General features: G+C 70.8%; 18 protein-coding genes. 16 read left to right on the top strand and 2 right to left on the bottom strand.

The genetic code is table 11. From position 1 onward, the window contains the following. Nucleotides 1–373 precede the first annotated feature (373 nt). From V6U86_RS22460 to V6U86_RS22485, 6 genes are all read left to right on the top strand, one after another. Entirely contained in the window at nucleotides 374–1,252 is an 879-nt protein-coding gene (locus tag V6U86_RS22460; protein ID WP_334506084.1) for a hypothetical protein, read from the top strand. A 722-nt stretch (nucleotides 1,253–1,974) separates the two neighbouring features. Continuing rightward, entirely contained in the window at nucleotides 1,975–2,355 is a 381-nt protein-coding gene (locus V6U86_RS22465; RefSeq protein ID WP_334506086.1) for a pilin, read from the top strand. Between the two features lie 4 nt (nucleotides 2,356–2,359). Further along, nucleotides 2,360–3,271 carry a conjugal transfer protein TrbL family protein gene (locus V6U86_RS22470; protein ID WP_334506088.1) on the top strand — a complete coding sequence of 304 codons (912 nt, stop codon included), beginning with the start codon at nucleotides 2,360–2,362 and terminating at the stop codon, nucleotides 3,269–3,271. Nucleotides 3,272–3,306: 35 nt separating this feature from the next. Further along, nucleotides 3,307–4,230, top strand: coding sequence for a PrgI family protein (locus V6U86_RS22475; RefSeq protein ID WP_334506178.1), 924 nt, complete (start codon nucleotides 3,307–3,309; stop codon nucleotides 4,228–4,230). Beyond that, nucleotides 4,230–6,017: a VirB4 family type IV secretion system protein gene (locus V6U86_RS22480; RefSeq protein WP_442934990.1), complete on the top strand. Its 1,788-nt coding sequence runs from the start codon at nucleotides 4,230–4,232 to the stop codon at nucleotides 6,015–6,017. Before V6U86_RS22475 ends, V6U86_RS22480 begins: the two co-directional genes overlap by 1 nt. 77 nt (nucleotides 6,018–6,094) lie before the next feature. Continuing rightward, a complete protein-coding gene (locus tag V6U86_RS22485; RefSeq protein WP_442934991.1) occupies nucleotides 6,095–8,527 on the top strand; it encodes a type IV secretory system conjugative DNA transfer family protein in 2,433 nt (810 codons plus the stop codon). 250 nt (nucleotides 8,528–8,777) lie between these two features. On the opposite strand, the gene V6U86_RS22490 is transcribed toward V6U86_RS22485, so the two are convergent. Together V6U86_RS22490 and V6U86_RS22495 are read right to left on the bottom strand one after the other, a co-directional pair. Beyond that, nucleotides 8,778–10,139, bottom strand: coding sequence for a hypothetical protein (locus tag V6U86_RS22490; RefSeq protein ID WP_334506092.1), 1,362 nt, complete (start codon nucleotides 10,137–10,139; stop codon nucleotides 8,778–8,780). 20 nt (nucleotides 10,140–10,159) lie between these two features. Continuing rightward, nucleotides 10,160–10,492, bottom strand: coding sequence for a hypothetical protein (locus V6U86_RS22495; RefSeq protein ID WP_334506094.1), 333 nt, complete (start codon nucleotides 10,490–10,492; stop codon nucleotides 10,160–10,162). Between the two features lie 677 nt (nucleotides 10,493–11,169). Between V6U86_RS22495 and V6U86_RS22500 the strand changes: the two genes are divergently transcribed. The 10 genes from V6U86_RS22500 (at nucleotide 11,170) to V6U86_RS22545 (ending at nucleotide 19,616) form a co-directional block, all read left to right on the top strand. Continuing rightward, a complete protein-coding gene (locus V6U86_RS22500) occupies nucleotides 11,170–12,045 on the top strand; it encodes a replication-relaxation family protein (RefSeq protein ID WP_334506096.1) in 876 nt (291 codons plus the stop codon). Between the two features lie 480 nt (nucleotides 12,046–12,525). Then, a complete protein-coding gene (locus tag V6U86_RS22505) occupies nucleotides 12,526–13,242 on the top strand; it encodes a hypothetical protein (protein ID WP_334506098.1) in 717 nt (238 codons plus the stop codon). Nucleotides 13,243–13,655: 413 nt separating this feature from the next. Further along, a complete protein-coding gene (locus V6U86_RS22510) occupies nucleotides 13,656–14,333 on the top strand; it encodes a hypothetical protein (protein WP_334506100.1) in 678 nt (225 codons plus the stop codon). Further along, complete coding sequence (locus tag V6U86_RS22515) at nucleotides 14,320–14,712, top strand: hypothetical protein (protein ID WP_334506102.1); 393 nt, start codon at nucleotides 14,320–14,322, stop codon at nucleotides 14,710–14,712. The genes V6U86_RS22510 and V6U86_RS22515 overlap by 14 nt, the downstream gene beginning before the upstream one ends. A gap of 153 nt (nucleotides 14,713–14,865) precedes the next feature. After that, entirely contained in the window at nucleotides 14,866–15,780 is a 915-nt protein-coding gene (locus V6U86_RS22520; RefSeq protein WP_334506104.1) for a MarR family transcriptional regulator, read from the top strand. Nucleotides 15,781–15,875: 95 nt separating this feature from the next. Then, nucleotides 15,876–16,553 carry a GGDEF domain-containing protein gene (locus V6U86_RS22525; protein ID WP_334506106.1) on the top strand — a complete coding sequence of 226 codons (678 nt, stop codon included), beginning with the start codon at nucleotides 15,876–15,878 and terminating at the stop codon, nucleotides 16,551–16,553. Between the two features lie 104 nt (nucleotides 16,554–16,657). Next, nucleotides 16,658–17,245: a hypothetical protein gene (locus V6U86_RS22530; protein ID WP_334506107.1), complete on the top strand. Its 588-nt coding sequence runs from the start codon at nucleotides 16,658–16,660 to the stop codon at nucleotides 17,243–17,245. 216 nt (nucleotides 17,246–17,461) lie between these two features. Further along, on the top strand, nucleotides 17,462–17,860 hold the full coding sequence (locus V6U86_RS22535; RefSeq protein WP_334506109.1) for a hypothetical protein: 399 nt from the start codon (nucleotides 17,462–17,464) through the stop codon (nucleotides 17,858–17,860). A gap of 136 nt (nucleotides 17,861–17,996) precedes the next feature. Continuing rightward, nucleotides 17,997–18,410, top strand: a complete 414-nt coding sequence (locus V6U86_RS22540; RefSeq protein WP_334506111.1) for a hypothetical protein — start codon at nucleotides 17,997–17,999, stop codon at nucleotides 18,408–18,410. A 114-nt stretch (nucleotides 18,411–18,524) separates the two neighbouring features. Next, entirely contained in the window at nucleotides 18,525–19,616 is a 1,092-nt protein-coding gene (locus V6U86_RS22545) for a M23 family metallopeptidase (protein ID WP_334506113.1), read from the top strand. Nucleotides 19,617–19,689 lie beyond the last annotated feature (73 nt).

The raw sequence follows: 19,689 nt of genomic DNA on the forward strand, positions 1-19,689 counted from the left end.
GCGAGCGGTGACGCTGTGAGCCACCCGGTTGTCACAGCGGGCCGTGCGTGTCCCCTGTGAGGTCGTCCGCGCCGTCTCGCGGATCACGGCGTGAAGCCCGTGCCACCGCTCCCGAATCGCGCGGTCACAGGCTCTGTCAGGGTGTCACAGGGCAGGTCAGCCTGCCTTTGTCAGACTCTTGCCAACGGTCAGCGGCGATGGCGCGCCGTGCGGGAGGGTCACTGACAAAGGCCCGGACCGAGGGCGACGAACAGCGCCCTGGGCAGCTCTGTCAGGACCTTGTGAGCCCTCTGTGGCGCAATCGATGCCACCGATCGCCGTGGCAACGCCGGCGACGGCATTCGCATCCCTTCGGTATCACAGGAGTGTTGACATGAGCGCGTCCGACGCTACGAACTGTCCGACTTCCGCCCTCGACGCGGCGGCGACCGCCTACGCCGCGCTGACCTGCGAGCCCGCGCCGCTGGCGCTCGACTGCATGGCGTTCTTCTCCGACGTGCGTCTGCCGCGGCCGGTGATGCCGCTGCCCGCGCTGCGGGACTGGCTGTTGCGACACCCCCGCGACTACACGACGCGTGACGAGGTGTGGCGGGAGCTGATCCGACGCGCCCGCCTCGACGGGCCGCACTGGGTCGTCGCCGCGGTCGGCATGGCGATGCCCGCGCTGCAGCAGTACGCGGCCCACCTGTGCGAGGGCTACACCGGCGACCCCGCGGATATCGACGCCGAGATCCTGACCGGTTTCCTGACCGCGCTTCGCGACCGAGCCGACCTGAGCAAACCCGCACCGTACGCGAGCCTGTGCAAGGCGGCGTGGCGGGCCGGGCGGGACCTGCGGTTGCAGCAGCATGAATGCCTGCCGGTGCAGGACATCGAGCATCTCGCCCTCGGTTCCCGCACCCCGCCGGTGCCGTACGGGCACCCGGACCTCCTGGTCCGCCGCGCCGTGACCCTCGGGATCCTCGACCCCGAGGACGAGCAGCCCTACATTGACGTGCGGCTCGGTCGACGGGCGATCGAGCCGATCGCCGCGAGCAATGGCGTCAGCGTCGATGCCCTGCGCATGCGGCTGTCCCGCATCGACAGCCGCGTCGCCGAGGCCCTCGCGGACGGGCTGCTGACCGGGGTCGCGTCGCCGGAGACCACGGCGCGGCTGCGGCAGCAGGCCGAGCAGCGCGGTGGGCGTCGCGCTGGACGTGCCGCGGCCGCCCGCCGCGAAGCCGCACGGCAGCACGCTGCGGCAGCCGCCTGACAGCCAACCGGCACGGCTGTGGCCCGACGTACCACGTCGGGCCACAGCCGTTTGCGCGTACCGAGCGCCCGTCCCCGTAGAGCTGCTTCGGAGGCAACGCGCTGCATTGGCAGCAGAGAGCCAGCGCAGGATTGCAGCCGACTTGCCCACGTCGGAGTGGGGGGGCGAGCGCCCCAGGCGCCGCTCGCCCCCCACTCCGACGACCAGAACCTCTCCGCCTTGGTCCTAAGCAGTCCGGAACGGGCGGACGGATGCGGGCGTGTCAAGAGCTTTGAGCCCCGGCGGCACTCACACGCTCACAGGCAGCCCGTTCAGATCCGGCTGGGAGTCCTCGCCCGTGGGCCACACGGTCGACGGCGAAAGGCCTTGACCTGCCCTGTGAGCCTGCCTGGGTCGGGGTGAGCGCGGCAAGTGTTCGCCAGGGCTCACAAATCTCGGTTTGGGGGTACGGGACCTTTCGAGCTGTACCGCTCGCCGGTCCCGCCCGCCGCCGGGCGACACGAGCAGCCGCGATCTGCGCGCCTCGGGTGCCGCGCCAGTTGATGCGCTGACACCACATTGATGACCGCAACCCACCCTTGAGGGAGGACGAGCTCCTCCCGGGACTCACGCGGTTCGTGCCCTGCTCGTCTGCGCCCGGCGGCGGTCTCATCGGACCGCTTCGAGCAATCGCCGCCCCGGTCACACGTCTTCGTGGTCGGGGCGGCGGGAGGTGAACCGCAATGTCCCGCACCCCACAGCACACTCTCCGAATCCCGCGAGTCGCTCGTCTCGCACTCCGTGCGGCCGTACCGCTGGTCGGCGTCGGCCTGTCACTGGCCGCCCCGGCGGCCGCGTACGCCGATCCGGGCGCCGCCGTTCACCTGGCGGCGAACTCCCTGCCGGTGGTGATCGCCAATCTGCGGGCCTGGGTCATGGGCCTCCTGGCCGCCGTCGCGACCCTCTTCCTCGTTCTGGCCGGCGTGTACTGGGCCACCGCCGGTGGGGACCCGTCGCAGGTGGAGAAAGCAAAGCTCGCCCTGCGCAACGCGCTGCTCGGTTACGGCCTGGCCGTCCTGGCCCCGATCCTGCTGCAGGTCGTCCGGGGCATCGTGGGGGGCTGAACTGATGGGATGGGTCCTCGACCATGTTCTTGATTGGCTCACCACGGCGGTTCTGGCCTGCCTCAACGCGATCTTCGACCTCATCACCGGAATCCTGCTCACCACCCCGAAGGTCACCGCGCTGCCGCAGGTGCAGGCGGTCACCGGCCGGTCGGTCTGGATCGTCGACACCGTCTTCGTGTTGGCGTTCGTCGCCGCCGGCGTGCTCGTCATGGTCGCCGGCGGTGAACAGTCCCGGTACACGGTCAAGGACCTCCTCCCGAGGCTGGTCGTCGGGTTCACCGCCGCGCACTTCTCCCAGTTGGCCTGCGACCAGCTCGTCGATCTCGCCAACGCCCTGACCGCGGCGATCAGCGAGGGCGGCTACGACGGCGGCGGCGCGTTCACCGCGATCCGCACCCACCTCGCGGCGGCACAGGACCGCACCGTCCCGCTGTTGTTCCTGGTCCTGATCCTGCTCATCACCGTCCTGGTCGTGACGGCCGCGTTTCAGTTGATCGGCCGGTTCGTGGCGCTGCTGGTGATGACGAGCATCGCGTCGCTGGCGCTGGCCTGCCATGCGCTGCCGCAGACCGATGGGCTCGCCCGGCTGTGGTGGCGCGCCTACGCCGGATGCCTGGCGATCCCCGTGGCGCAAGCGTTCTTCCTCACCGCGGGTGAGCAGACACTGCTCGACCCGGCGACCATGCTGCCGGTGTTCGGGCTGCCCGTCGACCCGGGCGGCACGCTGAACCTGTTGGTCGTGGTGGTGCTGCTGTGGACCACGGTCAAGATCCCCACCTTGTTGGCCCGCTGGGCGGGCCAGGCCGGACGTAGCACGAGCAGCATGCTCGGCGCGGTGGTCCGCGTCGTCGTGGTGCGGCAGTTCGCCCGCACCGTCCCCGGCTTGAACACCGTTCAGAGGAGCATTAGATGACCCGGCCTGAGCCCGAAGCGCCGATGAGGGCACGGATGCCCGCCGACGTCGACGCCCCTGACAAGGTCGCCTACGGGTTGACGTTTCACCAGCTGGCGATCGTCGCCGTCGGCGCGCTGCTGTTCTACGGCGCGTGGCGCACGCTGCATGGCGTGGTGCCGGTGCCGGTGTTCATCGGTGCTGGTGTGGTGCTCGGCGGGCTGGTCATCGGCCTGGCGCTGGGCCGCCGCGACGGCCTGTCGATGGATGTGTGGCTGCTGCACGCGATCCGCCACACCCGCAGCCCTCGGGCGCTGTCCACCACCGCCGTCGCGGCGGATACCGGGTCACCGGAATGGGTCGAGACCCCCACCAGCGGCCGGGTGCCGCTGCCAGCGCCGTTGCGGCTGCCCGCCGACGCCATCGACGACGACGGGGAGATCAGCCTCGGTGACGCGCGGGCAGCGATCGTCGGCACCACCACGGTGAACCTCGCGCTACGCACACCCGACGAACAGACGGCGCTGATCGAGGGGTGGGGTCGGTGGCTCAACAGCCTGTCGACGCCGACGCAGATCGTCGTGTCCGCGCAACCGGTCGACCTGGCCTCCCACAGCCGGGCCCTCGCCGCCGCCGCGGACGCCCAACCGCATCCGCGGCTGCGCGCGGCGTGCGCCGATCACGCCGAGTTCCTCGGTGACCTCGCCGCCCGCCGGGACCCGCTGCGTCGACAGGTCCTGGTCGTCACCCGGACGGCGGCTGGCGAGCGGGCGCATGCCGCGCGGCGGCGAGCCGATGACACGGTGCGGGCGTTGGCCGGCATCGGTGTCAGTCCGCGGGTGCTGGACGGCTCGGCGGTCACCGCCGCCCTGGCCAGCGCCGCCGACCCGTACCGGCCGCCGCGCCCGGGCGGCCTGGCCGCACCCGACGCCGTCATCACCGCCGCCGCCCCCACCCGTAAGAAGAGGAGGAACCCGTGATCAGGAAGAGACGGTCCGGCGACGGCGGCGCACCGCCGCGGCCGGGCTCGCTGGCGTCGGCGGTCGCGCCGGCCACCGTCGAGGTCACACCGCGGTGGCTGCGGGTGGGCGACGGCTTCGCCGCCACCCTCGTCGTGACCGGCTATCCGGCCGAGGTGGGCCCGGCGTGGCTGGAGCCGCTGCTGTCCTGGCCGGGCCGGCTCGACCTCGCGTTGCACATCGAGCCGCTGCCAGCGCCGATCGCCGCGTCCCGGCTCCGCAAACAACGAGCACGGCTGGAGTCGTCCCGGCGGGCCGACTCCGAGCGCGGCAAGCTCGCCGACCCCTACGTCGACGCCGCCGCCCACGACGCCGGTGACCTGGCCGAGCGGCTGGCCCGCGGCGCGGCGAAGCTGTTCCGCGTCGGCCTGTACCTGACCGTGCACGCCCGCACCGAAGACGAACTCCTGCAGGCGTGCGCGCAGGTCCGGGCCGCCGCCGCGTCCACCCTCCTGGAGGTGCAGCCCGCGACCTGGCGGCAGCTCCCCGGTTGGACCACCACCCTGCCCCTCGCCTGCGATGGGCTGCGGATGCCGCGCACCATGGACACCCAGGCCCTCGCCGCCGCCTTCCCGCTGTCCAGCCCGGACCTGCCCGCCCCGCTGCCCGGCGACCCGCCGACCACCGGCGGCGTCCTCTACGGCATCAACCCGGCCAGCGCCGGCATCGTCTGGTGGGACCGCTGGACACAGGAGAACCACAACTCGATCGTCCTGGCCCGCTCCGGAGCGGGGAAGTCGTACTTCGTGAAGCTGGAGATCCTGCGCAACCTTTACCAGGGTGCGCGGGTCGCGGTGGTGGACCCCGAGGACGAGTACCTGCGACTGGCCGACGCGGTCGGCGGCAGCGTCGTCCGGTTGGGCCTGCCCGGCGTGAAGATCAACCCCCTGGACCTGCCGGTCGGCGACCGGCGTCCCGACACGCTGACCCGCCGCGCTCTGTTCCTTCACACCCTCGTCAGCGTGCTGCTCGGCCACCAGCCGCCACCGGCGGAACGGGCAGCGCTGGACCGGGCGATCCTCGCCGTCTACCGCGCCGCCGGGATCACCGCCGACCCGGCCACACACCACCGGCCCGCGCCGCTGCTGCGCGACCTCACCGCCACGCTACGCGCCGACGACGACGCGGCCGCCGCGACGCTGGCCGCCCGGCTCGCACCGTGGGTGCAGGGCAGCTTCGCCGACCTGTTCAACGCACCCACCACCCAAACCCCGGCCGGACACCTTGTCGTGTGGTCGCTGCGGCACCTGCCCGACGAACTGCGCACCGTCGGCACCCTGCTCGCGCTGGACTCGATCTGGCGCACCGTCGACGCCCCACAACGCCCGTCACGGCGGCGGCTCGTGGTCGTCGACGAGGCGTGGCTGCTGATGCGCGACGGCGAAGGCGCCCGCTTCCTGTTCCGCATGTCGAAGGCGGCACGCAAGCGCAACGCCGGGCTGACCGTCATCACCCAGGACGCCGCCGACGTGCTGGGCACCGACCTCGGCCAAGCGGTGGTATCCAACGCCTCCACCCAGGTGCTGCTGCGGCAGGCGCCGCAGGCCATCGACGCCGTCGGCGAGGCGTTCGGACTCACCGACGGTGAACGGCGGCTGCTGCTGGCGGCCCGCCGCGGCCAAGGGCTACTGATCTGCGGCGTGAGCAGGACCAGCTTCGAGTCGATCTCCTCCGACACCGAACACGCCCTGTGCACCACTGACCCCGCCGAGTTGGCCGACCTCGACGAGGAGGAGAGCGATCTGTGACACCACCGACCGAAGCCCTCACCTCAGCGGTGGTGTCACCGGCGCCCGACCCCACGATCGGGCCGGACGGCGACCCCATCCCACCCCCTACCGGAGCAGGGGCGGCGCTGCTCGACGCCGCCGTGTGGGCCACACAGCGGCCGTGGCTGGCCGCTGTCGCCGCCGGCGCGCTGATCGTGTGGATCGCGGCCCGCAACCTGCTCGAGATCCGGCGGCACCGCCACCACGCCAACGGCGCGCGCCTCGTGACGATCGCACCACCGCCGGAAGTCGACCCACACAGCGCTGGCGCGCTGTGGGCGAACCTGGCCGGCGTGCTGACCCCGTCACGGCGGCGGCGCCTGCTGCACGGCGCCCCGCACGTCGTGTGGCAGTACACCTGGTCCGGCCGGCGACTGCTCATCTCGATCTGGGTTCCCGGCACCGTCCCTGCGGGGGCGGTCGAGGCCGCGGTGCGGGCGGCGTGGCCCAGCTCGGCCACCACCACCGACGACAACCCGCCGCCGCCGATCCCCCTGGACGCCGATCCCGCGGCCGGTGGGCATCTGCTGCCCGTGTACGTGGAGTGGTTGCCGCTGGCCACCGACCACGACACTGACCCGCTGCGCCCGCTGATGGCCGCCGGCGCGCAGCTCAAGCCCGGCGAGTACGCGTGCGTGCAGATCCTCGCCCGCCCGGCCACACCCCGACGTGCGGCACGCGCCCGCCGCGCCGCCGGGCGGCTGCGGGCCGGCACCACCGCCGTGCCGGCGATCAACCCGGCCGCGCCGCTGCGGTGGCTGCTGGACGCGTTCCTGCCCGGCACCGGCACCACCGGGCGGTCTACGGTGCCCGCGTCCCGTCGGGATCCCACCGTCGAGCGTGACGTCCGGGCGATCCTGGACAAGACCGCGCACCCGCTGTGGCAGACCGGCATCCGCTACGCCGTCGCCACCACCAACCAGCGCCCCGGCGCCGACCCGACCGGCCGGCTGCGGGGCATCGCCGACACCCTCGCCTCGGCGTTCGCCATCCACACCGGCCGCAACCGGCTCACCCACCGCACCCGCATGCGGGCGCCGGTGGCCGTCCTCGCCGCACGCCGCCTCGGCCCCGGCTTCCTCACCTCCGCCCCGGAACTCGCCGCCCTCGCGGCCCTACCGCGCGATCTTGCCGTGCCCGGCCTCGACCGGGCGCGGGCCGCGTCCATGCCGGCACCGGTCGCCGTCCCCGGCGGCGGCCGCGGAGTGAAGATGCTCGGCGACGCCGAAATCGGCGGCCACAGCGTGGGGCTGACGGTGCCGGACGCGAGGTATCACCTGCATGTGATCGGTTCCACGGGCTCCGGCAAGACCACTTTGCTGGTCAACATGGCCCTTGACGACATCAAGGCCGGCCGCGGCACCGTCGTCATCGACCCGCACGGCGACCTCGTCCTGGACATCCTCGACCGGCTCCCCGCGACCGTCGCCGACCGCGTCGTGCTCTTCGACCCCGACCAGGACAACCCGCCGACGCTGAACCCTCTCGAGGGCGACGACCCCGACCTGGTCGTCGACAACCTCGTGTCGATCTTCGGGAACATCTTCGCCAAGGCGTGGGGGCCGCGGATGGACGACGTCATGCGGGTGGCCTGCCTGACCCTGCTGCGCCACAACAACGTCACCCTGCAACACATCCCGCCGCTGCTCAACAGCCCTCAGTTCCGCTCGGCGATGACGGTGGACCTGGACGACCCGGCCGGGCTCAGCGGCTTCTGGCAGTGGTACGACAGCCTCAACGACAGCCTCCGCTCCCAGGTCATCGGACCGGTCCTCGCCCGGCTGCGCGCGTTCCTGCTACGCGACTTCGTCAAACGCACCATGCGCTACCCCAAATCGAGCTTCGACATGGGCCGCGTCCTCGACGGCGGCGTACTGCTCGTCCGCATCCCCAAGGGCGTGCTCGGCGAGGACACCAGCCGGCTACTCGGCTCCCTGATCCTCGCGCAGGTGTGGCAGGCCACCACCGCCCGCGCCGGCGTCGCACCCGACCGGCGCCGCGACGCGACCCTCATCATCGACGAGGCCCAGAACTTCCTGACCCTGGCCAACAGCCTCGACACGATGCTCGCCGAAGCCCGCAAGTACCGGCTGTCACTCGTACTCGCCCACCAGGACCTGGCCCAGTTCCCCCGCGACCTCCTCGCCGCGGCGTCAGCCAACGCCCGCAACAAGATCTACTTCACCGTCGCGCCCGAGGACGCGAAGGTGCTGTCCCGGCACACTTTGCCGGAGCTGGGCGAGCACGACCTCGCCCACCTCGACGCGTACACCGCCGCCGCGCGGTTGGTCGTCAACGGCCGGCAGACCCCGGCGTTCACGATGAAGACCCGGCCGCCGAAGCTGATCGTCGGGGAGGCGACCGCCATCCGCCAGGCCGCCGCCGCGGCGGTACCGAGCCAGGACACCAGCGCCGTCGACGACCTCGTCGAACGGCTCAGCCGTAAACCCGACGACCGTCGGTCCCGTCCGAAGAGCGACCGGAGCTAACTGTCTCTCTCAGAGGGCGGTTCGGAGGATTAGGTCCGTTTCGGGGTCAGAGTCAAGACTCCGGGTTCGTCTTCGGTCAGGATCTGGCGGTTGACCATGCGTTTCAGCCTCGCGCGGGTGCCTTCGACGTGCTCCGGTGAGCGCTCGACGTCGAGCGCGGGCGATCCGAATGGGGACAGTAGTCGATGACTGTTCTGGCGTAGTGACGGTTGGCGGCGGCGATGTTGGTCACGCCAGTGATTGCTGCCCTTCAGCGACGGGGCAGGTACTCGGGCGGCAGGATGCCCGACCAGTCGCGCTGGCCCGGCTTGAGTCGGTGCCGGGCGGGGGGCGGGACCTCGTCCGGCGCCAGGCGGTCGAGGTATCCGATGAGCTCTGCGGACTGTTGGTGAGAGTTGTGAGTAGCTCGGGCCCGGTTGACGAATTCTCTGGTGGCCCATCCGAACCAGCGGGACTGCTGGGCACGTTCCGACGCGAGTGGACGGAACACCGTATCCCACCAGTCGGCCGCGCGCGGATTGAGCTCTTGGAGCAGGGGCTCGTCCAGTCCCGGCGGGGCGAGACCGTACCGCAGAGTGCGCTCTGCCCGAGACAGCCCGGCCAGCATGGCGTCGAAGTTGAGCCTATAGAAAGCCATGGCCCTACGGATCAGTCCTACGAAGGTGGCCTGCGCCGGCTCGTCGGGGAACGCTTCCCAAAGGTCAAGGCGGATGCTGTGAAAGAGCATGTCTCTCCGGACGTCGTACATCCAACCCCGGTGACCACTCTTCTGCGGCCGCCCCAGGGCGCTCGGGTCAGTGCACGCAAGGCGCACCATCTCCTTGCACGACTCCATAAGCATCATCACCGACATGTTGCCGGCAAACTCGTTCAGCAGAATCGACAGCCCATTCTCGCCGAGTGTTCGACCAGCGATCGACCGCAGCAGCAACTCGGCGCCGAACCAGTCCGCCGACACCTCCGCGATCAACCGATCGCGTGCCCCGGGCGGACCCCACACAGGTGGTTGTCCGCCGAAGCGCTCGCGCAGGTACTGGTTCAGCAAATCGGCTAGGAGTGCGGGAACCTCTTCGTCGCTGTCGGCGATGATGTGGCCGAGTTCGTGTGCCAGTGGCCATCCACCGTCCACCAGGGCAGACTCGACCACCGGATTCGTGAACAGCGTGTCGAACAGCCCCGCGTCCACAGCCAGACCCTCGTCCCCAGCGGGGGACAGCCAGCTGGCGCAGTAGAGCCGCGCCGCATCGCCATGAGCGCCCTGCTGCAAGAAGTAGTCGGCGGCCAGCCGGAGGAAGACGTTATGTGCCATGCCCATCCGCGACTGCTCCGTCGTCAGCTGCAAGGCAGAGAGGGTCTTGAGCGTCGCCACCATGCAATAGTGGCGTTCCGTGTAGACGCAGTACGCCGGTGCCCCGGGAGTAGGCCGCGCCGGGATGAACAGCACGTCCGGCACGCTGCTGCAGATGCCGTAGAACTCCACGGGCGGCGCTGGATACCTGCGGAGTACGCGCCCCAACGACTCAAGGACCTCCCAATGCTGGTGCCCGAGCGGCAACGGCGGCCCGGCGAGGTTGAGAACGGACCGGACGGCGAAGTCGACCCGCGCGTCCACGGGACCCTCCATCGCGGATGTCACTTATCGGTGCTTGGCTCGTCCTGCCCTCGGTGCAAATACAGCTCAAGCAATTTCGTCACGTCCTCCGGACGCGGGTGCATGATCTCCACATCGCCAACCTTGATGGACTTGATACGGCGTCCCTCGACGTAGGGGTACACCGCCGTGAGCAGACTGGACACGACGCTGGCGGCCAGCGTAGCGACCAGCATCCAGTCGCCGACCGAGCCACCCAACCCGTGGAGCTTCACGACCTCCGGATCGCGCCCGTCCAGGTCCTTGGCCGCAGCCGATAAGGCGCGGGCCGGCGCCGCATCGATGGCCACAATCGCATACTCCACGTCACCCATGCAGTCACGCTAGCGAATCAATGCAAGCTTTCGCGGAAGCCATCGGTGTTCGCCGGCCGAGCTCTCGGCACCTCATCTTGAGGCGCCTGTAACGACGTTGCCACCAAGTCCTGTGTAGAGGCGGAACGTCCTTCGGCGTCGCCATCAGCGTAGCCAACTGCGGGCGGCGGTCCATCTCCCTTTGGCTCGCCGCCCGCTCTCTGTCTGTCCGGCTACCGGGCCGGACCCGGTCCCGAGACACGCATGGCCCGCCATGTGTCCAGGCACGGCCCGATCAACGCCACTGCTCGTCGGTCACATCGCTCGGGTACGGCTTTTGATCACCCATGACCAGCCAACGCCGCAGCTACGAGCCAGGTCGCGACCGGGGTACATCTTTCACGCCATCGAATGATCGCCATCTATCGCGAACCCGCAGAATGATCACCAAACAGACCCAACGTATAGATCAACCAAAGCGTTCCGAAACGCCTTCTCAGACGGTGGCGTCGCCGAGGGTCGCGCACCGGCTCGTCACCGGGATCGTCACTGGTGACCGCAGAGCATCCACAGCACAGTGCTGACCTGGGCTGTCAGTGCCGCACACACCCCGTGACACGCCCTCCACACCGACCCTCCCTAGCCCAGACACCCCTCCCGATCGGGAGGGAACCCCATCCTGCCCAGGAGCAACCGTCGTGTACTCCCGCGTTCCCCCCGCCTCCCGCAACCCCGATCCCCTCGCTGTCTTCGGTCGCATCGTCCCCCGCGACCACACCCTCCTGACCCTGCTCGCCGAGCACTACCTACTGTCCACCGACCAAATCACCAGCGCCCTCTTCGACACCCGACGCACCGCCCAACGGCGGCTGACGATCCTGCACCGCCTCGACGTGCTACACCGATTCGGCCGAAGCGGCGCCCACGGCCGGTACGGGTCACTGCTCTACACCCTCGGCCCCGTCGGACTGCAGCTACACCCGACCGTCTACCACGGCCCGACCGGCACCAGCGGCAAGGCGCCGCGCAGCTCCCTGGAACGTGCCAAGCGGATCGCCGCCAGCGGCCAGGTCAACCACCTGCTCGGCGTCAACCAGTTCTTCACCGACCTCATCGCCACCGCCCGTCGTGCCGGCGGAGTGCGGCTGTCGCGTTGGTGGTCCGAGCAGCACGCCACCACCGTCTACGCCCAAGCCGGCATCCGCCCCGACGGGCACGGCGTCTGGACTGTCGGCGACACCTCGACCGGCTTCTTCCTCGAGCACGACAACGACACCGAGAACCTCGCCCGGGTCGTGGCCAAGCTGCGCGGCTACGAACGCCTCACCACCTTCGGCCCCCGCTACCCCGTGCTGTTCTGGGTCCCCAGCCGACGCCGCGAGACCAGCCTCCTCGACGTGCTCGCCGGACTGCGCACCGCCAGCCCGATCGCCACCGCCGTCCACGGCCCCGACGCGGCGGGTCGGGTTTGGACCCTCGTCTCGGACCCCACCCACCGGCGGTACCTGCACGAGCTGCCCTGTGACCACGGCCCCGACACCGTCACCAACCCGCAGCGCTTCGACCACCCGTAGAACTCACACCGCAGGCCAGCGCGCTGAACCTGCCAGAATGAGCACCGCCGGCAAGCCGACTACCGTCGGCGGACTCTGTCAGCAGACGAGATCATCTGTGAGAGTCGTGAAGGCTCACAGCACCCGCGCCGACGAGGACTCCGCTACGAGCCGGAATGGCTCACAGCGCAGGTCAGCCCCACTCCCCGGCGATTAACTCGTCGGATCGGCCTGACAGAACAGGCCGCTACCGTTCACGGCACTAACACCACCTCATACATCTCCACCCCGGTCCGGTCCCACCCCGGAACCACCGCCGCACCCACCGGTGCGCCTCGCCCACCCGCCCCTCACGGGGCCGGTCGGCGCCGCGCCGCGCGGCGACCCCAGGTCGCACCGCACCAACCCGCACCACACACCTCTACCGCAACCGACCCACGCACCCAATGGGCCGGTCATCTCCGCGCGCCCTGACGCGCCCACCCCCAAGGAGGACCACTCATGCCCAAGAACCCGACCAGGAAGGCCACCTCGCCGACTGTCACACCGACGGCGACGATCCGCACCATGATCGTGTGTGTGCCGGGCGACCTGCCCCGCGAGTCCCTGACCGCACACCAGCTCGACCGCAACTTCGGCGTGCAGGGCACGCTGTCGCCCCGTTTCTGGGCCAGCCCCGCCCTGCGCCTGTGGCAGCGCAGCCAGATGTTCGGGCTGCGCAAGGGCCGCCCGGCCTACTGCGCCGGCGGACCGGCACGACTGCTCGACCTGACGGGCATGCGCCAAGCTGCCGGTGTCGGGGCGGGCATCCGCCACGAACTGTTCAGCCGCGCTGTGCACGGCACCCGCAACGCCTTGCCGTGGCACGTCTACGAGGCCCGCCACCTGGCGGACCCGCAGCAGTACCCGTGGGACACGGCCGTCTCGGACTTCACCCATCAGCCTCGTGTCAACGCCATCCGGATGCACAACGCCGCCGCCTACGGCGCCGGGCAGATCCGCCTCAGCGAACTGGAGATGTACCAGGCCGGCTGCATGGCCTACCAGCACCACAGCGCCCTGACCGCCGTCGCGGGCGACGCGCTGATCACCGCCGAAGGGGCGAGGTTGGCCCCGGCCAGCGACGCCATGGCCGACCGGGTGACCTACCTCGAACAGGCCAACCGGCTGCTCGACGCCATCGACTCCAACCAGCGACTGCTCGCGGTCGCGCTCTGACAGAGCCGGCCAAGAAGGAGACACGCCCGACCGGCCGCGACATGTTCCCGCTCGACGAGGTCGAGCGCCTCGCCGCCGCCTGCGTCCGCGCCCCGCGGGGCAGCACCGCGAACCGCTAGCCATCCACGCGCACCTCATCGCGCAGCTTCGGGCCGCTGCACGCACTGGCGCACCACCATCCTGGCGACCGGCTCACGGTGTCGGCAGACACCCGCGAGCCGCCGCATCTCGCCCCGGCGTGCCAGCCGCCTCTGGCAGGGGCGCTGACTGCGCCGCTGGCCAGCGAGACGGCCGCCCTTTCCCTCTTGCGCGTAAGCCGGCGAGCGCCGGCACCAACTTCTAGACACCTCACCGAGCCGTCGGCGACCAGGCCCTGGCCGCCGTCATCACCCTGCCTGAAGGGACATAGCTCCATGATTCACCTTCCGATCTGCCCCGTCTGCGACGAGCCGGTGGCTGACCAACCCGCCACGCACTGGACCAACGCCTACCGCGGCGGCACTCCGTGGTGGCATCTGGCGGAAAACAGCCCCATCTGCACGGCCGCCGACGGCCAACACTCCCAGCCGGCCCTCGTCGCCGACCCGCTTCCGGTCGACAGTCAGACCACCACCTGGCTCGACGAGATGACCCGCCTGTTCGCGGTCGACGGTCCCTACGACCCCGCCCGATTGGGCGGCGCCATCACCGCCGCCGAGCACCTCACCCGCTGGCTGCACACGGCCACCGGACCGTTCAGCGCGCTGCTCACCCTGCCGGAGCCCTCCGACGTCTCCTCCCTGATCGGGCACCTGCACCGCAGCACCCGGCTGCTCGCCCGGGTGCACGCACAGACCGGGTCCTACCTCCTCGACCAGGCCCGCCAGGCACACCTCGCCAGCCTCGATGACAGCGAGGGAAGCGACGTCATCGACGCTGCCGACGACATCCGCGCATGGTTGCAGGATGCGGCCGGCTGGCTCGCCCAGTCGGCGCAGGCATCCGGGACCGCGTGGTCCAGCGCCCGTAAGGTCGCGGCCGCAAGTCACCTCGGCCCCTCCCCCACCGCCGACGGCACGGAGCGTCAGGAGGGCAGCGGTGACGACCCCTGACTACACACCACGTCAGGGCAGTACCGCCGTCTTCTCCGGTCGGTGGCTGCGCTACGAACCGGTCCCTGGCTTCCACCGCTACCACGAGGGATATTTCGCGACGGTGACCGGTTGGTGGAACGGCAGCTTCGAACTCGCCCTCGACCACGAGGCCGTGATCGCCCTTACCCAGACGTTCGACGCGATGGCCACCTACGTCGGCGGTGACTGGCGCACCGTCGGCTTCGACGGACACACCCTCACCATCGCCCGTCCGGTGTCCCTCGGCGGCGGCGTCCACCTCGTCGAGCTCACCGGCGGGCGGTACCGGATCGGCTGGGGCCTTGCGTGGTTACCGGTCGACCCGAGCCGCTGCGACCACGTCTTCGGCCAGTCATAGCCGCACCGCCCACCAGCACGGGGGCCTGGCAGGCCCCGAGCGTCGACGGCATCCCGAGATCTGGTCACCGCACTTGATCACGGGGCGCTGTCGAAGCGTGGATCAGTGCACGCCACATCCCAGCAGACGCAACAGCAGCCACAGGGAGGACCTATGGACAACACGACCGACCAGTCCGCGGCACCCAGCGCCCTAGACAGGGTCGCCGCAGCTCTGGCCACACTTGGCCAGGACACGGCCGCCGCGATCGCGCAGCGCGCCGGCGTCGGCTACTCGACTGCCACCAAACGACTGCGCAGCCTGGCGGAGGCAGGCCAGGCCGAACCGTTGCGCGCAGACGACGGCCGCACGCTTTGGCAGCACGTGGCGAACGCGGCGACCAGCACCGACGGCGGCCCGCCGGCGGCCACGACCGATGCCAGGCGCGATCCGCCCTCCGCAGTGACGGACGACAACGCGGACGAGGCTCACGGACCGGACGAGGTCCCCGGACCGGCAGAGGCGGCGAACACCGCCTCGGTGGCGAGCCCGGACGAGGGATCGACCAGTCTCCAGCCGGACGATGAACGCCTACGAGCGCCGGACAGCGACGCGGGCCGGCCAGCCCTACAGGACCCACCCGCCCAGCCGGACCGCGTCCCCGACGCATCGACCACAACGCCGGCGGAGGCCGGCGAGGCTTCCCCGGCCGACGCCGAGAATCCGCCTGCAGCCGATGCGTCCGGTCAGGCAGACTCCGCGCCCAGTCTGGACCCGGGGGGCAGCGACGACACCGTTGTGCCCAGCAGCCCTTCCGAGGCTCTGAGCGCGTCCGATGGCGGGAAGCCACGCCGGTCCAAGGGCAGCCTGCGCAGGGCCATCCTCGACGTTCTCGAAGCCCATCCCGGGCAGCCGTTCAAGACCAGCCAACTGTGCAAGGCCATCGACCAGGCGAAAGAGGGCACCGACTCGGCCAAGGCCAGCGCGGGCGCGGTCGTCAACGCCGTGCACAAGCTCGTCACCGACGGAGTCGCCGTTCAGATCGCCGAGAGGCCAGCGACGTTCCAACTCGCCCCGGCAACCACCTAGCAAACCCCGTTACCGCTGGTAGCCCGGGGCGGGCGTCGAACTTGGCGGAACCACGCCCGCCCCGGTGCTCCTTAATCCAGAAGGAGCGACGTCAAGTGTGTCACCTGAGCTCGTACCTCACGGCGGCCGGCGGAGTCCTCGCCGGTCTCGCCGTCGCCGCGGCACTGCTCTCCCGGCAGCGGCACATCATTCACCATCAGCGGCGGGCGTTGGTTGCCCGCGACCGTGACCGGTCCTACTGGCATCGGCTGGCCACACACAACGACACGACCGACCTGCCGAACCGGCGGGCCCTGTGGACCCACCTTGAGGCCACGTTCTCGCTCGGGGAACCGCTCGGGCTCGTCCTCATCGACCTGGACCGGTTCAAGCAGGTCAACGACACCTACGGCCACGAGCACGGCAATGACCTGCTGCGCGAGGTCGGACACCGCCTTAAGGCCCTCGGGCCGTCGGTAGCCCTGGCCGCGCATCTCGCCGGCGACGAGTTCGCCCTCGTCGTGCACGGCGACGATAGCGAGGTCGAGACTGCCGCGGAGGCCGCCCACCGGCGCATCTCGGAGCTCCCGCACGAGATCGCCGGGCAAAAGGTGATCGTCACCGCCAGCGTCGGCTACGCGCTCGCCGAGCCGGACATGCTGCCCCGCGACCTCCTGCACACGGCCGACCAGGCCATGTACCTGGCCAAACGCCAGCGTTGCGGCGTCCGCGCCCACGACCCGGATCACGCTACGGCGCCTGGAATTGTCATCCGCTATCGCGACCTGCGCTAACACGCCCTTGGCGCCAACCGCACCACGTCCCCGCACGCACCAGGAGCCCCGCAGGCCATTCGCCTGCGGGGCTTCGCGTATGTCAAGGAGCTCAAATCCTCGTGATGTCCTTCCACGCCGTTCACACCCTGACCGGGTGCCTGCTGCACATTGAGGCCAGCGCCGACCTGCTCGGCTGGGGCCGCCCGCCTCTCCTGCTACTCGTCCAGGACCGGCCCACCCCATCAGCACCTAACGGCCTGAGACGCCAGATGCGCGCCGTGCACCTACCGCTCAACGACACCCGCATGGGCCGCTACCGCGCCGGGCTCGCCGACCTCCTGCCCGACCTCACCACCGCTCTCGACATCAACCAGCCGGTCGCCCGGCCCACCCTCGCGGCCTGCGTCGACATCGGCCTCATCACGAACCTCCTCGCCGATCCCACCCCGGGACTCCGCCTGCTGGCCTGGGCCGTCTGCTACGAGGACGTCCTCGTCGAGTCCGACGACCTGCACGAGATCCGCCGCGTTGACGCGGTCGACGCCGACCGCCGCGGCTACCGGATCACGAGGCTGCGGGGCGAACCGCACCCCATGGTCCGCGTCGACGACCACGACGACCACGACGACGCACCAACCACTCGCTCCGCACTGGCGCGTCTCATCCAGACCACCAGCAAGCCCGGCCAAATCACGCCGACGGCCTCCTGACGGCCGCCGGCCGCCCCACCGCGAGCGCGGTCCCCACCTCACCCGCGCGCCGCACACCGTGCCCTACGGCACCACCCCTGGCAGACGACTTGACCTTCATCGAGAGAGAAGCGTCGATCAACTAGGTCATTGTCCTGGGCGGCCATCAGGCAGAACACGACTCGACCCCGACCGGACGGTGACCCCTGCCCACACCCCGATAGAAGGTCACCCGCCATGTCTGACCGCAGCCGAACCCGCCCGTCCCACCGTGCCCTTCTCCCCCGTGACGTCACCGACCCCCTGCTGTGGCGGCTGGCCGTGGACGTCCTCACCGCCCACCAACCCGGACCCGGCAACCGGTGCGCCAACCTGCAGTGCGCCGACCAGAGCGGGCCGTGTTCGGCCGCCAGGCAGGCACAACGGGCGATGCGCGCCGCGCAAGCCACACCACCGCCACAGCCGGCACCTGCCCGTGAACCCACACCACAACGGCCGACCCGCGACTCCCTCGGATTCGTCGGCTGGTTCGCCAACGGTCTCGCCGCCGCTGCCACGCAGTTACTGCCGCAGGTCCCGCAGCGGCTGCCCCGCCGCGTTCCCGGGGCGTCTCTGACCGCCGTCTACGCCGCGTAGCCGCAGCCCAGGCGCGACGACCCACGCCCACCCGGCCCGGACCACGAGACCTCACGACCTTCGACCGCGTGGCCCACCACGGCCGCGCGGTCGTCGCCGTAGCCGAACCCACCATCACGACGAGGAGACACGACCCGTGGGAATCAATTGCTACGTCAGCGCCATCGATCCCGCCCAGCCGAGCACCGTCCACGCCCGCTACGTCCACTTCGACGGCTACCCCCTGGCGCTCATCGCGCAACTGCGCGGCATCTGGGCCACCACCGCCCGCCGCCACACGCAAGCCCTCATCGACGCGGTCCTCGCCCACGACTGGTACTACCTCGGATCCGACATCACCCCAGACACCCGGTCGCTCCCCCACCAGCACCCCGTCGGCGGTGTCGGCGTGACGTTCGACGACACCGAGCCGGAGCCCGCCACCGTCTTCCCGCTCAGCCTCGCCGTCGACCTCGACGCCTCCTGGATCTACGTGATCAACCCCGCCGACAACACCGTCACCGTGCACACCGACGACGGCGATCCGGTCGGTGTCCACAGCCTCGGCTAGCCGGCAACCAGGAGGACCAGTCATGCCCGCCCACGCCCCTCCCCTCGCCCATTGGCACTCCACGCCCTCCCGCGCTCCCTACCTCACTCATCCCCTCGACCGCTTAGGGCCGACGTGAAGCTCCGATCTCTGGTGTCAGTCGCGGTAGCGCTCGTCGCCGTGCTCATCCTCTGCGCCGGTGGGCTCGGCGGATTCCTCACCGGCGGCTTGGCCACCGCCGGATGCGTCCCCATGCTCACCACTCCCGGGTCCACGTCAGACAGCACGGCGTCGCCGAGCGGGCCGCCGATCCTGTGGCCGGCGATCGGCGACTGGGACAGCGACCAGGTCGGCAACGCCGCCGCGATCGTCGCCACCGGCGCCCGCCTCGGGCTACCAGCACGCGGCTGGACGATCGCGGTCGCCACCGCCATGCAGGAGAGCAGCCTGCGGAACCTGCCCGGCGGCGACCGGGACTCAGTCGGGCTGTTCCAGCAGCGCCCCAGCCAAGGGTGGGGCACCCCCGCCCAACTGCGGAACCCCGTCTACGCGTCGGAGAAGTTCTTCGACAAGCTGGCCACCATCAGCGGCTGGCAGGCGATGCCGCTCACCGAAGCCGCCCAGGCCGTGCAGATCAGCGCCGTCCCCGACGCCTACGGGACATGGGAGGGACCAGCCACCCACCTGGTCGCCACGATCGCCGAGACCACGGGTCTCAGCACCGACGGCCTGGCCGGGTGCGGGGCCACCGGCCCGTGGACGCAGCCGGTACTGGCCCCTGTCGGGTCGGGCTTTCGTAGCTCGGACCGGCCCGGTCACGACGGCGTCGACCTCAGCGCCTCGCGCGGCACCATCATCCGCTCCGCGTCCGCCGGGACCGTCCGCACCGTCCGCTGCAACGCCGTCCACGCCGACACCGGCGCGGATTGGGGATGCGACCGCGACGGCGACCCCGCTCGCACGCGCGGGTGCGGCTGGTACGTCGACATCGACCACGCCGGCGGCCTACTCACCCGCTACTGCCATATGGACCAACCCCCGATGGTGACGGTCGGGCAGCCGGTCGCCGCCGGCCAGCCCATCGGCGTCGTCGGCTCCACCGGCCACAGCTCCGGCCCGCACCTGCACTACGAGGTGCACCACAACGGCGATGCCAGCCCGAACGGCGCGATCGACCCGGTGCCCTTCATGGCCGCACAGAACGCCCCGCTCGCCATCAGGCCCTAGCGGCGACGCCGGCGACCCATGGTCACCCGACTCGACGGCCGTCGCGCCCGCGGACGACCGCCGCAACCCCCCG

Source organism: Micromonospora sp. CPCC 205558 (genome assembly GCF_036902955.1).
Lineage (GTDB): Bacteria > Actinomycetota > Actinomycetes > Mycobacteriales > Micromonosporaceae > Micromonospora.